The sequence below is a fragment of the Haladaptatus litoreus genome (assembly GCF_900156425.1).
Classification (GTDB): domain Archaea; phylum Halobacteriota; class Halobacteria; order Halobacteriales; family Haladaptataceae; genus Haladaptatus; species Haladaptatus litoreus.
Window position 1 is genome coordinate 106243 of sequence record NZ_FTNO01000004.1, and the last position, 14029, is coordinate 120271.

Annotated in this window: 11 protein-coding genes and 2 pseudogenes; 7 read left to right on the plus strand and 6 right to left on the minus strand. The window is 52.6% G+C overall.

Annotated elements, in window-relative coordinates; genetic code table 11:
- Window positions 1-324: 324 nt before the first annotated feature.
- The 4 genes from BW974_RS16850 to BW974_RS27230 all read right to left on the minus strand — a co-directional run bounded on the left by BW974_RS16850 (window position 325) and on the right by BW974_RS27230 (window position 3332).
- Complete coding sequence (locus tag BW974_RS16850; RefSeq protein WP_245800167.1) at window positions 325-588, minus strand: HalOD1 output domain-containing protein; 264 nt, start codon at window positions 586-588, stop codon at window positions 325-327.
- 567 nt (window positions 589-1155) lie between these two features.
- Window positions 1156-2397, minus strand: a complete 1242-nt coding sequence (locus BW974_RS16855; RefSeq protein WP_076431411.1) for an RNA-guided endonuclease InsQ/TnpB family protein — start codon at window positions 2395-2397, stop codon at window positions 1156-1158.
- 4 nt (window positions 2398-2401) lie between these two features.
- On the minus strand, window positions 2402-2806 hold the full coding sequence (gene tnpA / locus BW974_RS16860) for an IS200/IS605 family transposase (RefSeq protein WP_076431412.1): 405 nt from the start codon (window positions 2804-2806) through the stop codon (window positions 2402-2404).
- A 343-nt stretch (window positions 2807-3149) separates the two neighbouring features.
- Window positions 3150-3332, minus strand: coding sequence for a helix-turn-helix transcriptional regulator (locus tag BW974_RS27230; RefSeq protein ID WP_076431413.1), 183 nt, complete (start codon window positions 3330-3332; stop codon window positions 3150-3152).
- 56 nt (window positions 3333-3388) lie between these two features.
- Here BW974_RS27230 and BW974_RS16870 point away from each other — a divergent pair.
- Window positions 3389-3640, plus strand: a pseudogene (locus BW974_RS16870) (IS6 family transposase); the annotation flags it as partial.
- A gap of 172 nt (window positions 3641-3812) precedes the next feature.
- Here the strand turns inward: BW974_RS16870 and BW974_RS16875 are convergent.
- Window positions 3813-5516, minus strand: a complete 1704-nt coding sequence (locus BW974_RS16875) for an L-lactate permease (RefSeq protein ID WP_076431414.1) — start codon at window positions 5514-5516, stop codon at window positions 3813-3815.
- Between the two features lie 1952 nt (window positions 5517-7468).
- Between BW974_RS16875 and BW974_RS16885 the strand changes: the two genes are divergently transcribed.
- The 6 genes and pseudogenes from BW974_RS16885 (at window position 7469) to BW974_RS24830 (ending at window position 12691) form a co-directional block, all read left to right on the plus strand.
- On the plus strand, window positions 7469-8116 hold the full coding sequence (locus BW974_RS16885; RefSeq protein WP_076431415.1) for a hypothetical protein: 648 nt from the start codon (window positions 7469-7471) through the stop codon (window positions 8114-8116).
- Window positions 8113-9012 (plus strand): bifunctional DNA primase/polymerase, encoded by a 900-nt coding sequence (locus BW974_RS16890; protein WP_076431416.1) that lies wholly within the window; start codon window positions 8113-8115, stop codon window positions 9010-9012. The genes BW974_RS16885 and BW974_RS16890 overlap by 4 nt, the downstream gene beginning before the upstream one ends.
- A complete protein-coding gene (locus BW974_RS16895; protein WP_076431417.1) occupies window positions 9009-10514 on the plus strand; it encodes a primase-associated protein in 1506 nt (501 codons plus the stop codon). The genes BW974_RS16890 and BW974_RS16895 overlap by 4 nt, the downstream gene beginning before the upstream one ends.
- Window positions 10515-11475: 961 nt before the next feature.
- Window positions 11476-12009 (plus strand): DUF7342 family protein, encoded by a 534-nt coding sequence (locus BW974_RS16900; RefSeq protein ID WP_076431418.1) that lies wholly within the window; start codon window positions 11476-11478, stop codon window positions 12007-12009.
- Between the two features lie 2 nt (window positions 12010-12011).
- Window positions 12012-12446 (plus strand): annotated as a pseudogene (locus BW974_RS16905) (hypothetical protein).
- Between the two features lie 56 nt (window positions 12447-12502).
- Window positions 12503-12691 (plus strand): hypothetical protein, encoded by a 189-nt coding sequence (locus tag BW974_RS24830; RefSeq protein WP_139328915.1) that lies wholly within the window; start codon window positions 12503-12505, stop codon window positions 12689-12691.
- Window positions 12692-12729: 38 nt separating this feature from the next.
- On the opposite strand, the gene BW974_RS16910 is transcribed toward BW974_RS24830, so the two are convergent.
- Window positions 12730-14019 carry an outer membrane protein assembly factor BamB family protein gene (locus BW974_RS16910; protein ID WP_175609726.1) on the minus strand — a complete coding sequence of 430 codons (1290 nt, stop codon included), beginning with the start codon at window positions 14017-14019 and terminating at the stop codon, window positions 12730-12732.
- Window positions 14020-14029: the final 10 nt, after the last annotated feature.

Genomic DNA, 14029 nt, shown 5'->3' on the forward strand with positions numbered 1-14029 from the left:
CGTATGAACAAATCCTCGTGCTTGAGCGCAAGGAGGCTGTCAAAGCAGTTTGACGCTCGGCAGTGGACACATATCGTCGTTCCACTCCACGAGTCAGTTAATGGCAATATGCTTAAATTAATTGAAATAGAGTTCTGACCAATTCATTGGCCTTCTAGACAAAAATGTCAGTCATTACTTCAACACGTTTGGGAAAGGACGTGGCGGGGTAATTCAGATTGTCAGAGCGACCTCACCACATGCCACAGTTTAGCATACAACATTAAATGTCTTGTGGTAGGTGTTGGAAGCTAATGACAATAATTGATTAATTAGTCTACCGTTCTATGAGTTCATGTCCGAAACAGTGATTGTTTGATCAGGATGAATCGTGATATGGTACCCGATATATTCAAACCTCACTGTTGGTGAGCCATGCTGATACAGGCTTTCGAGTGCATCAGGATCGATCGCTTCGTAGAGAGGAGTTGCGGGCGCAGAGCCATGAACTTCAGTAATTGCCCGAATTATAGTGCTGACAATGACATCGGAACCGACAGGTGCAGTGCGTAGAGACGGTTCCGGTGGTGAATCAACGGTGGTTCGCATATTCTCTCTAAAGGAATGCGTTAGGGATAACCCTTGGGCGGTATATGATATCTCATATCATTTATCTTCTTAAATGATGAATGGGCGATAGCAGCGGTCTTAGTTACTAGCACAGGCCACTACGAAAGAATAGTAGTCAAGAATATTAAATTTGATTCTCTATATAAGACTTCAAAAATAACCTTGAAAGTAATCGCTTCGCGTCGAGTTTGCCCCTCGCGGAGGGTACCCTTCGATATATTGACAACAGGAGGTCTAGTCGTTAGAGAGAACTGGTTTTCGTCCGTTGAATTCGACTCAATCAGTCATCATTCTCGATCATTGCATCCAGCTCGTTATTATTGAATAGTTCATAGTCATCTCGAAGAATATCCAAACTGGATTCTGCGGCGACGAATAGTCCGAGTTGATACCCATCTACGAACTTTTTCGAGGGTTCAGTAGTTGGGTCTGCTCCTGGTGGGTATGCTGTGTCGGACTTATGCGAGAGGCTATTGAGTTTCTTCGCAATTGCTCGAAGTGCTTCTCCGCGTTTTTCACTCTCTGCTGAATGTGAACTACCCTACCCTACTCGCTCACGGCTGACGCCGTTCGCTCCTTGAGGGTACGGCTTCCTGCTTCCACGACGCGCTTTGCAGATACAGGTGTACCCACAGGGAGCGCGGTCTCCACAGGCGTTGATTCGGAGTATCCCACTCCTACATCTTCGAGCGCACGAGAAAGAATGTTCCACGCCGCGTTCGCGTCCCTGTCCGCCTCAAATCCGCAGGCAGGACAGGAATGTTCACGGACCCACAACGGCTTCTCCGTCGAAACGCCGCACGCCGCACACTCCTTGGTCGTCCCTTTCGGGTTGACTGCCACGAAGTGTGTCCCCTCCCGCTCGCACTTGTATTCGAGCAACGAAAGGAATGTTCGCCACGCGGCAGACGCCGTATTGCGGCTGTTCGACGGTGACTCCATCATCCCCTTCACGTTTAGGTCTTCGACCGCCACGAGGTCGTACTCCCGAGCGTAGTAGTTCGAGAGCTTGTGCAAGAAGTCGCGGCGCTTCCGGCGGAGGTCGACATGACACTCCGCAACGCGCCGTCGTTGCTTCTCGTAGTTGTTCGACCCGTGCTGTTTCCGCGAGAGCTTCCGTTGCTCACGCTCCAGTCGCTCCCGTTCGTCGGAGAGGTCGAGTGATTCGACAGCAGTTCCGTCGGTATCATGAGCGTACGTGAGAATTCCCACGTCGATACCGACGCACTCCTCGGGATTCTCGGGCGGTTCGGGTGGTTCATGGTTCATTTGGACGCCGAACGTGGCGAACCACTCGCCTGTCGGTTCCTTCTTAACCGTGACTTGCTTGAGTTTGGCGTCGTCGGGGATGGGTCGGTGGAGCCGTATCGGGATGTCCGCGAGTTTCGAGAGTGACAGGACAGTCTGACCGCTCTTCTTGTCGAGCTTGAAGCCAGATTGACTGTACGTGAAACTGCGGAATTCCCGTGGCGGCTTCCACGTGAGTTGCCCGACGCCGTAGCCGTTTTGCTTGAGTTTGGAGAGTCCTTTGAGGTTGTCGAACAGGCGTTCTATGACGGTTTGGAGAACCTTCGAGTACACGTCCGCGAGGCCGTCCCACCACTGCTTGAGGTTGGGGAGTTCCGACCGTAGCGTGGTCATGGACGGCAATTCACCGTGTTCGTCTTGGTACTCGTTGAGGCGGTAGAGCGTGTGGTTGTATAGTTGCCGACAAATATCGCGGTGGCGGTCCAACTCCTCTCGGTGGGCGTCGGACGGCTTGAGGCGGTACTTGTAGGCGTAGTACATGGCGCTACTCGCGTTGGTTCTCGACGTACTGCTTCAACACATCCAGCGACACCTGCCCCGTTGAAATGAGGCAGTACGAGTCGTTCCAGAACGAGTCGCCCCACAGTTCGATCTTCAGTTCGTCCGCATACTCGTTGCGGATACGGCGGGCAGTCGCGCCCTTGACCGTGTTGATGAACTTCACGAGGTCTGTGGTTGGTTTCGTTCGGAACAGGATGTGTACGTGGTCGTCCTCGCCGTCGAGGTTCGTCAGTTCGACACCGTAGTTGTCCGCGAACCCGCTGATGGCCTCGTGAATGAATTGGGTTCGCTCCTCGGTTAACACTCCGCGCCGATACTTTGTAGTGAGTATCAGGTGATAGTGGAGCGAATACGTCGAGTGCGAACCTGAATCGAGGTCGTATTCTATTGGGTTTACTCAATAATACGACATCCTAACGCAAAAACGTTGCGAGTGCGTGGGCCTGTGAGTCTACAACAGAACTGTGTGCGAACAGATGATGACGGCACTGTATCCCCGCCCTACTGCGCTACTCGGGCTTTGCCCTGCGTTGTTCCTTGAGGGCGGGGGCTTAGCGCCTGCATTCAGCTAAATTGAGGCACTATCCCTTTCTCGTTCGCGCTGTTGGCGCTCGCTAAAAAACCAAATATAACATCTTCTTTATAATTCTGATGCTTTATATTTATGAATGATGATTTGCGAACACAAAATCAACTGTGGGAAATGCTACTTATGAAGTCGACCTCTCCATCTAATCGGCTATATCCTGAATAAAGCGAGCGTACTCATTGACAGTCCATTTTTCCTGTCCCGTCAGGGCATACTCTTCCCGTCGCTTATCACTCGGCTTTGCCCGTTTTGTGATTAGTCCTTTCTCAACGAGTCGGTCTAGCCCTGGATATAATTGACCGTTATCAATCCGCTCCGGATACATATATTCTAAGGGGCGCTGTCTAGATAAGGACGAGCAGGTCGAAGAGCTAGTTGTTCATGCTACTCTCAAACCTGCTCAAAGAGAGTTTAGAGACGGCTACGCTCGAATAGTGGGAGCGTGAGCGGTCGGCGACGCCCGCTAGGGCGTTCGCCGTCCGGCTCCACGCGACCGGCTGTTCACTCAGAGAAACAAAAGCGATTCTCGCGCTCCTCGGCGTGAAACGGTCACATCAAGCGATCTTTCAATGGGTTCATCGAGTATCTAACAGCGTTTCGGACCCGTTGTCGACATCGCCAACCCGGGTCGCGCAACGTCGTTACTCTGATAGTCGTATTTCGTCTTCGGATCGTTGGTGGGGTTTTTTGTTCACCGTGTGTTTGTTATCGATTGTCGTGAAACGTATAGTGAATATTATTTGGATAACTAGTCTACGCTTCCGTCGACGTTCTTCGTGATTCTCGAACCGGTACCCCGGCGTCTTCAGAAGACGCCCGGGAAAATCACGTAGACGAACAACATCGTCAGTAGTCCAGTCATACTCGCATAGTACGCCAGTGGAATGAGTTCGAGTCGAATGACTCGCCCTTCCTGACCGACGAGGCCGACGACGGCGAGCGCCGCGACGACATTGTGAACTGCAATGAGATTGCCAATTGCGCCGCCGACAGCCTGTGCACCGACGAGGATTGTTCGCGATACGCCGAGGTTCTCTGCGACGTTGTACTGGAACGTACCGAACAGAATATCACTCACCGTGTTCGATCCGGCGAGGAACGCGCCAAACGCACCTACAAGTGCCGCGAAGAACGGATAGACGCCACCAGCGACGTTTGCCGTCGCATCCGAAAGGATGACCAGCATACTGTCGATGCCAGCCGCTTCTCCGGACTGGATCATGATTTGCACCGTTGCGACCGCAAACAGCAACGCGATGACTGCTGGAGTGACTTTTTCCGCCGTTTCGATCCATGAGTCCTTTATTTCCCGTCCGTTCATACCGTGCAACGGAATTGTTGCTAAATGGACAAAAACAAACACCGCACCGGGGAGGTACAGCAGCGCGAAGTCGCCGTCGAGACCGGTGCCAAGAATGTTTGTCCACTCAAGGACGAGTGTGCTGGTCAAGAACTCCGTCAGGGGGGTCCAAACGCGGGTCAACACGAGCAGTGCCGCTAACAGTGCGTACGGCGTCCATGCTTTCCAAAGGGGCATCTGTTTCATTACGACGCCACCGTCTGCGGCGACCGTACCCTCACGCTGGGACGTTTCGCCGGGTTCGATGTCACCGATCCAGTGATCTGGCCAGTGCTCCTGGGGTGCGAACTCCCATTCGTCGTCGGGATGAAAAAAGCCGGCTTTCAGTGCACCGACAGTGAACACCATGCCGCTCATCGCGCCGATGAGACCGGGGAATGTTGGCCCGAGGAAATAGGCGGTCAGCCAGTACGGAACCGCGAAAGTGAACCATGCGAACAAGGTTAATGGTAGCACTTCGAGTGCGGGCTTGATAGAGCGTTCTTCTCCGAAAAACCGCGTCATCATCGCGACGCCGATAAACGGTAGCACCATTCCAACGACAACGTGGAACGTTGCGGCCCAAACACCGATCTGGGCGACCCATGCAGGCACCGAAGCGCCCGCAGGTGTCGCCACGTCTGCCGTATTGAACACATCTTGCAAACCGATAATGAGTGGAGTGCCGACCGCACCGAAGGTGATAGCCATCAGGTTTCCAGTGAGTGCGATGACGACCGCCGCAAGTGGTGGAAACCCGAGACCAACCAAGAGCGGACCGACAACCGCCGCAGGCGTTCCGAATCCAGCGGCGGCCTCTATGAACGATCCCATCAGGAAAACAAGCAAGACAACCTGGACGCGTCGATCCTCGCTGATGGATGTAAATCCGGCGTTAATGGTGTCGAACGCACCGGTCTGTTTCAGCGTATACAGGAGAAGAATCGCGCCGAAAACGATCCAGAGGATGTTGGCCGCGGTAATGAACCCGTTGATGGTTGCAGCCGCGATCCACTCCGGTGTCATCTGCCAACTGGTAAATCCCACAACAACAGCAGACAACCACGCAAGCGGCATCGCACGCGTTGCTGGCCAATATCGTCCGATCATGAGATAAGCGATGACTGCCAACGGCAGCACCGCGAATATTATTTCGAGAGTACTAGCCATTGTTGATCACCACTCGTCTCCATTGGGGGCGAATGCTGTCATTCGAATCTTTTCGAGTCGCTCTCCTTGTCTGGTTGGTAGCATATCATCTATCTTCAAACGGCGTCGTTTCTCCGCCATTTCGCGATGGTTGGTATTATTTAGCATAAAGCGAGAATATAGGGGATAGTATTTATAATTAATGAAAAAGATAATTATTTTGAATTCTAAAACTGAGCAAATTCGCGACTCAGACCGTTTATGGCGGTTTTGTGAAAAATCGTACTCTGCTTCGAGGCTGTAACTGAGGACTGACGCTTACCCCCTTACAGAGTGCTCTTATCGTAAAACAGCCATCGGTTTTTCATCCGAATTAACGAAGCTAACCCCACTTCGTTCGAACCGTTTATTTGCCGAATTCAGTCGTTTTAAACCGCACATCTTTATTTCTGCATGGCGGTTATTAGGTGGATGCACCACCTGTACAGTTGACTGTATTACCTGTTTAGTTGCGTGTATCAAACTTCAGTTGTGTGTGAAGGCTTATGCAGTTGTGTGAATTGGACTAAGATATGCCGACGGAGGGGCCCCCCAAGCGCCAACGCAATGAGCACGGTCAGTACTCTGACCGACTTCCTGCGAAGACGGCACTTGACGTCTTCGAGTAACGCATCGACCGTGGACGTCCACTAACCGCAAACGATGTGATGGAAGCGCTGGACTGCTCGCGACGAACGGCGTATAACAAATTCAACGAGCTCGTCGAGCGTGAGATGCTCGCAACCCGGAAAGTTGGCGCACGCGGTAGGGTCTGATGGGTGCCGATAGAACAGACCAAACACCAGGTCAACACAGACACCGAATCATTCGTTGATCAAGAAGTCATCGACGAAATTGACCTTCCCGGCACCGGCCCAACTCTCGAGTCGCGTCAAAATGCACTCCAGTGCCGAATATGCTCGAGGTTGCATAGAAGGATCCGAACGAGTGATGACAAATATAGTAGTAATTTAATAAGAGCACGTCTAAGGTGGGCAATTCACAAGTTAGTATAATATGCTAGCTCAAGCATGTTAGCCTGATACAAATCCTCTATAGCCCCTATGCCTCATAGAGAACGCTTAGATGGTTCAACACTCTTGATAGAGTGATTCTGGTGAATTGGTTTGTTAGCCATGAGATTACGTATTTGTAGGAGAACAGCGGTGGGGCACGTCATGCAGATATTTCTGAGCCACTCAGGTCGGATTCACGCTTCTTGTACTTTCCCTCATTTCTGTCGTGGACGTCCGTTCAAAGTGCTACGAAGGTTAGTTAGGCAGTCCACTCGCCCCGATGTCGCCTGTTGCAGTTCGCGGTGGACAATGAGAGTCGGTACATCCGTTTACGCAACCGTGCGCACGCAGGTGCGACATGGATCGTATGTAATTCGCCCAACCATCCTGCTTCAGTAGAGTAGAACAGATAAAAGACGTGTACGCTGATTTACCCGTGTAGGGAAACTCCGGGGCACTCTCACTGTCGTAGGTAATGTCCAATATTTGTTTTGAGGATTGTAGAGGAGTCGAAATCATCAAAATATACTGTCTCGACTATCTAAGACACACACCTCGTACCGAGTGAGAACAGAGTCAGACGGAGTATCTATTTGGCTCGTCAGCCATACGTCAGGCACACCCCATACCGAGTGACAAATGATGGTGTTGAGGTCTAAAAGAGAGAAATATAGCTTATAATAGTTTGGAATGACACTAGTATATTTATACTATAAATAGTTTAATATATTATTATCAGTAACCTGCTGTCTTCATGCTATTTTACAAAGTTCAAAAAAGAATAAAAACCTATTTATAAGTAATTTTGTTTGGTATATTATTCTAATTAGTCATTCGAGTATGCTCACTCGGTATGAGGTGTGTCCGAGTATCTTGAGAGAATGCTTTTTGTTCTAATATCTGTCCTCACTCGATGCGATGAACCACCAGCTTGAGGAGTACTCGCTCACCGAGAGTATGGCTGATTTCGACGAGCCGTTTGCCAATCTTGACCTAGAGACACTCATACAGAAGGGGTTCCTCGAGAAGCATCGCGCCTTCCGGCAGACGTACTACACCGTGTTGCCAGCCGGGCGAACCTTCCTCGACCGATCACTGGTTGTGAACCCGGGAATTGGTGATCTTGGCGAGAAAACCCCGCACAAAGCCGGTGTTGTGTTTCTTGAACAGTGGCTTGTCCAGTACCACGATGTCGACCGGACCGACCGCTACTATCAGCACGACTCGGGGACTGTTTTCGATGTTGCAGGATTTGACGCTTCAGGCGACCTCTGTTGGGTCGGCGAAGTTGAAACGACGAGTCATAACACGGACGCCGTGGTCGCGGATTACGAAAAGCTCGCGAAGGCCGATGCAAACGCTGCGTGGGCTTTCGAAGATCGAGCGTGTGCGATCGATGTAATCGACACGCTCATCGAGACCGGTCCGCTCGATCTTTCGCTGACCGCTACCCAGAAACAGACGGTCAGTGCGCTTCGCGCCGCTCTCAGCCAAACGGCAATCCCCGGCATGACCGCGGTGAACACGTTCCGGAGTCTCAAAACGGAAGTTGACACGGAGCGATGACGTCGACATGGCGCGAAGCTACTCGTGACGAGCTTCAGACCTACTACACGGAGTCATTTCCAGGCCAGATAGATGCGCTGCCGTCGTTCATTACTGTCGAAGGGCCGAAGGAATACGCTCTCGCATTCCGCGAGCCATACCCCGTTCGAAAGCAGAATACACCCGATCGAACGTTCATCCGTCGGGAGACGTGGCAGACAAGCGACTCAGGAGATCGAATTGCACAACACTTCGGCTCACTAGACGAACTGGTCGAGTTCATCCAGTATCCAGCTCGGCACGATCCGTTCCACGGAAGTGATTACGCGCTCGCCGATCCAGATCTCCTCGAACGGCCCGAGCCACGACCCAAAGCCGTGTATTATGCACTTGACCACTGGGAGCGGCCGTGGGTCCTTGCCGTCGATATCGACGCAAAAGACATTGCAGCACAACGAGCGACTTCCCAGACAGAAACGACCGCCGAGCCTACGGAACCAGTCGGATCTGACCAGCTTCGCGATGCCGGCATTCTCGACAGCGCACCTGAGGGCTACCCCTATGCATTTGCGGATATCGAGCAGGCTCTTGAATACGGATTTACTGTCAAGGAGATCTTCGAGGATGACTTTGCAGCTACGGAAACGATGGTCGTGTACTCGGGACAGGGATGTCACGTCTACCTGCTCGATACTGACCACAAGCATCGCTACGACGAGCAGAGTCGGGAAGTGATCAACGACCTGCTGCTAGAAGAATACGAGATCCCTATTGATCCGGTAGTCACGGCTGACCGCCGCCGCGTACTGCGACTGCCATACTCGCTGCACGCCGATGTCTCGCGGGTCGTTCAACCGGTCGAGAGCCCGGATTTCGACTTCCAAACTGAAGCCGTCCCCAGTTTTCTCGAAGCATGAGCCGAACAACACCACTAAACGACGAGTATATTGCGTATCGAGTGGCAGCACTACCGCGCGATGAAGGTCAGTTCCAGCTAACACAGTTATTCGAGCGTGGATATCAGCGCTGGATGGTTGATGATACGCAAGAAACCGAGAAACTACTCGCGGATATTGAGCGGTTCACGTGTGATGCATTTGCGCCAAGCACACGTCGGAAGGCCGCAGAGCGGCCGTATGTTGATGACCCGGGGATGCTTGCAGTCTTTACCACTCTCGGTGCGGTCTGTATCATGGATCACCCGAAACTCGAAGAGACACCACCACGTCATCTCGCACTCCTTGGTGATCTACGCGAACTCTATGTGAACAATATCGGCTCGCTCATTCGCGAGTATGATGATTTCACCCTTCACCAGGAGATCGCAGAAATTCTCTATGCGAAAGAGCCTGGTGAAGACGGCCCTCACTCTGGGCGCGTCTGTACAGACATCACGACACGCCCTGAGTTTGGCGAGGGGTATTACCTTGAAATCCCACTCGTCGCTGCCTCACGGAAATGCTTGGCACGGACAGATCGCGACGACGACCAACAAGGCGAGATTAGGGCCAACGTCGCAGACAACCACCTGTATGTCCCGGTCTCTGATTTCATGCGGAAGTATCGGTCGTATGCTGAGGATGCATTTGGACGACTACTTACTGCCCAGGAAGAAGCGCTCACACCCGAGCAACGCAGTTGGCTGACGGCAAATGAATCGGCGATCACCGAGCGGATCGATCGATTTTTCGCCGGCGGGCAAACTCATCGCCTCTGGGAGAACTGGAGTCGGCAAAAACAGCAACTCCGGACGATTATCAACGCTGTTCAGGCGGCAGACAACGATATCGCCCGCATCGGCCAGACACATACCGCACGCGAACTCTACGAAGCTCTTGAGGCGTACGACTCTGAACGATCGTGGGAACAACAGGTCTGTGACTCCATATCGACCCCTCGTAGTCTCGGAACAATTCTCTCTACGAACCGAGATCATCCAAGCGTCACCGTCGAAAACGATCGGTTGAATCGGTATACACTCACCCGGTATAGTGATGGCGCACAACCGATTCATGTCGACGACCTTGAGGATCTCTTCGAACTGCCTTGTCTGGCGGCGATGGACGAGCGGCTCCAAGAAAAGAAACCCGTCCGCAAAGACCTCTATAATCTCGTACGAATGGCGTGGTGGCTGCCCCAGTACCAAGACGCAAGCACGGACGAATTTATCACCGATATGAAAGAGGTGTTCGCCCGGTGGCCGTGGTACGATGACGATGTGACCGAGTACCAGATCCGGTACGAACTCAACAATGATATCGGCGGTGAGATCCCCCTCCCAATGAACTGTTTAAATGATGATATGCAGCGGTACTGTATTGGGTGCGATCAGTGTCCCTATTCAATCTATGGCAGTCTCCCGTTCCCTGAGGAACTGTATGACCAGCTCGATAATCCGGCTGGTGTGACGACCGATTGACTGCCAGAGTAGGATTTGTTTAACCAAGTAGACAGTTACCCCAGTACTACAGTGACCCGTCAAATTGTCTCAATCCTAAGGCTGGATTTAGGCGTTCTCTCTCATGATTTCTACCGTTTCAGCGGTTTTTGCCCCCAAATCCTAAGGTTGGAATAGTAACAAGAAATATCAGGCCTAAGGTTGGATCGCTAACATAATTGTCTCCCACATAATAAAGTGCCATTTTCACCAGTTTGAAAGCCTGTAAGGCTGCATTTATTATTTTAGAGTGTTGCGATCAATCCTAAGGCTGGATTTTACGGCCGGAAACCAGCCCTAAGCGATTATATGCAAATCTGTGCCCGTCATATTGCTTTGCGTACCTCCAAAATCTTCCAAAGTAATAGGGGGGTACGAAGAACGAACGGGACTAGCGCGACCAGGGGAAAACAAGCGAAACAAGAAATCAGAGTAAATCGCCGAATTATCAGCAATCTAGAAGAGGTGTGCCGAGCAACCTGGACGCTGAAAACAGAGTGGCGTTCAATAGTGCAGAAGAACAATGAGCAGTCAAACGGCGGCTGGTACTGGCATGATAGTGATCAGTGGGTTCTCTCAGATGAGTTTTCAGAATACAGATAACTTGCGAAGAGGGCGTGTAGTTTACTGGTGGTCGATCAACGGATGCTACGATGGAGTGAATCGAGTGGACCTCGTCTCCTGAGTAGCATGAAATCTTGATCGCGTATTACCTTCTATCAGAATATGTACCGTTAGTAGAATGCAAATAGTACGTCCCGAGAGGGGAATCGACTGAGGCGTGAATAAGGATTGAGTGCAATGCAAAATGACCAATCTATCACTACTGAGAGTTACTGTTCGGAGTGGCGCTCTGGCATACCCGTGAAGAATTGCCCTCTCCATCAGAAGGGAAATAGTTCCTTGAAGTAAGAACTATATCCTGCTAGCTCGAACACCCAATATGGCTAATTCACCCACCGACGGGCCACCCCCCTTCGAGGACGCATTCAGCGGCGACGATGTCGAACAACAAATCTATGGAACTATCCTCCAGACACGCGAGCCAGTAACGGCGAGTGCAATTGCAGACCGAACCGACTGTGACCCAAAGACTGCCCGGAAATATCTCAGTTGGTTCGTGGATCTCGGAATCGTCACCCAACACGACGGGCATCCAGTCACCTACGAACGCAATGACGCGTATTTCGAGTGGCGACGCATCAATCAGCTCGCGGCACGCCATTCGCTTGAGGAACTCCAGCAGCACGTGCGTACATTAACGACAACGATCAAAAGTTACGAAGACGAGTATGACGCCGCGACCCCGGCAGACGTTGATGCACTAGCCGTTGTCGAGACAACCGTTGATCGATCGATCGATGACGTGTACAGTGATCTCGCCGACTGGATGACTGCTCGCGAAGAGAGAACACGCTATGAACGAGCACGCCAGCAACGTGCGGGTACCGCCGACCACGAACAAGTGTCTGGATAGCAATGGTACCGCCAACTGGCGATGGGGGCAGTCCTGCGCCCATCGACCGACCAATCCTTGAGTTTCTACAGACCAGGCTCATCGCCACACAGCAAGTCGAACAGGCAGTCATCACTGACGTGAACGGCCATCTCGAACTTCGCGTTACATTCGCCCAGCCGTATTATCCAGTGTTGGTGGATAAGGCGACGCTCGCTGTCCGGTGGTACACGAACGACGACTTCAAAATTCACTATCGAGAAGTGCACGCCGATAGCGCCTGGGAGTGTCGCTGGGATCGCCATCGGAATCCGCACAATACGCGAGATCATTTCCATCCACCACCCACTGCGCCGACGCTTGGCGAGGATGCGTCGTAGCCAACCGATCATCGAGATGTCTTGACGCTCGTCCTTGACGAGATCGAACAGCGGATTACGACTCTGTGGGGCGAATAGGTAGTGGGATCGTCGTCGACGAGTGAATTATTCGAGTATGGCACGCTTGGCACTGGATGATACGGATACGCCTGAAAGCAAAGCCCCAGACCGTGATTTCCATCGCAGGTTCAGACACAATCGATGACACCGCAGACAAACCGATGAGTGAGATTCACAGAAAGCCCTCGGCCGTTCGGCATCCCGCGACCACGCGAGATGCAGTCTCGCTGGCCCACGTTCGCTCCGGAAGACGAACAAAGTGAGTCTTCCGTGCTCCCACTCGTTTCACTCGCGTTTTGTATTATTCGCGGGTGCCAATTGCATAGAGCCGACCATCAGCGACCCCAACGTAACACATCCCGTGTGCCAACGCGACTTCTGTGTCCATGACGTAGCCCGCCATCCCGATGTCGGGGACTGTGATTTTAATCGTCCACGCCTGAGTGTCACTTGTCTCGTAGGCAACAACCGAGTCATTCTGTGGGACGACCACACCACCGTCACCGACAGCGGGGGGTTGATTGTCCCCCTCCTCGGCTGATCGCCAGCGAATCGACCCGTCTGCAATATCGATTGCAACGAGCCCCCCATGATACGTCTGTACGTACGCAGTGTCTGCCGTGACTGCTGGTGAGGGAATCGCGTTGCCGTCGTCTTCGTCGCCGATGGTCGTCCGCCACAGAACGGTTCCATTGGCGGTATCAGCTGCGACGAGTTCCCCAGCGAGGCCCGGGACGTATAGACGCCCGTCGGCTACCGTGGGGGTGCCTTGAATGTCCGGACAACACTCAACTGGTGTGGCGATCTGTTTGCTCCACTGTTGCTCACCAGTGGTCGCATCAAGCGCCGCGATACCCCCGTCGGTTAATCCGACATAGACACCGTCGCGATCCGCACAGGTCGCCGTGTAGCACTCCCCATCGATAGATGTTCGCCACTGTTGGGTTCCATCGAGCGAATAGGCATACACCGCGTTCTCCTCGTCTCGCGTTGCTAGGTAACACGTTCCGTTGATAACTGCTGGCGAGCCAGTCACGTCCGGTAGCGTGTCGGTCCACTGGATCGCACCATTCTGTGTGAGAGCCGTCAGAGTTGCCTGGTCGTAGTTGGGGCTTCGGGTTACGGCAAGCAGTCTGTCACCAGCCAGTGCGAGCCCCACAGTTCGACCCGTGTCGAGATGTTTCTCGAGTTGCTGGTCGCCAGTGTTCGCATTGAACCCAGCAAGATAGGCATCAGGATTGTCAGCGTCTGTTGCTGATTCAGTATAGCCGATATAGACACGATTCGGACCGACAATTGGTGGCGTCGTTCCATGAGGGTCCGTGCCTGGACGGCGCAGCCACGCGACGCCAACATCGCCGTGTGGGAGTGTCGACCCAGTATATTTGGTTCGTCCCCCGTCATGGCCTTCAACTGCCCAGCGACCGTCTGGGACGTAGCTCGCTTTGTATGCGTCGTGTGTGAACGGCTTGGGAATTCCCTTCCCGTTCGAAAGTCCTGGGATAGTCGGAGCGATGCATCCGCTCACACTTACTATCCCCCCTCCAATCGCCATCTGTTGGAGGAGAGAGCGACGCGTCAGTGGAGCCATGTTAGGTGTC

Bases quoted from the DNA above. Each gene is read 5' to 3' on its own strand.
- BW974_RS24830 (WP_139328915.1), top strand. From the start codon at position 12,503: ATGATACGGATACGCCTGAAAGCAAAGCCCCAGACCGTGATTTCCATC.
- BW974_RS16885 (WP_076431415.1), top strand. From the start codon at position 7,469: ATGAACCACCAGCTTGAGGAGTACTCGCTCACCGAGAGTATGGCTGAT.
- BW974_RS16875 (WP_076431414.1), bottom strand. From the start codon at position 5,516: ATGGCTAGTACTCTCGAAATAATATTCGCGGTGCTGCCGTTGGCAGTC.
- BW974_RS16890 (WP_076431416.1), top strand. From the start codon at position 8,113: ATGACGTCGACATGGCGCGAAGCTACTCGTGACGAGCTTCAGACCTAC.
- BW974_RS27230 (WP_076431413.1), bottom strand. From the start codon at position 3,332: ATGTATCCGGAGCGGATTGATAACGGTCAATTATATCCAGGGCTAGAC.
- BW974_RS16900 (WP_076431418.1), top strand. From the start codon at position 11,476: ATGGCTAATTCACCCACCGACGGGCCACCCCCCTTCGAGGACGCATTC.
- BW974_RS16855 (WP_076431411.1), bottom strand. From the start codon at position 2,397: ATGTACTACGCCTACAAGTACCGCCTCAAGCCGTCCGACGCCCACCGA.
- BW974_RS16895 (WP_076431417.1), top strand. From the start codon at position 9,009: ATGAGCCGAACAACACCACTAAACGACGAGTATATTGCGTATCGAGTG.
- BW974_RS16850 (WP_245800167.1), bottom strand. From the start codon at position 588: ATGCGAACCACCGTTGATTCACCACCGGAACCGTCTCTACGCACTGCA.
- BW974_RS16910 (WP_175609726.1), bottom strand. From the start codon at position 14,019: ATGGCTCCACTGACGCGTCGCTCTCTCCTCCAACAGATGGCGATTGGA.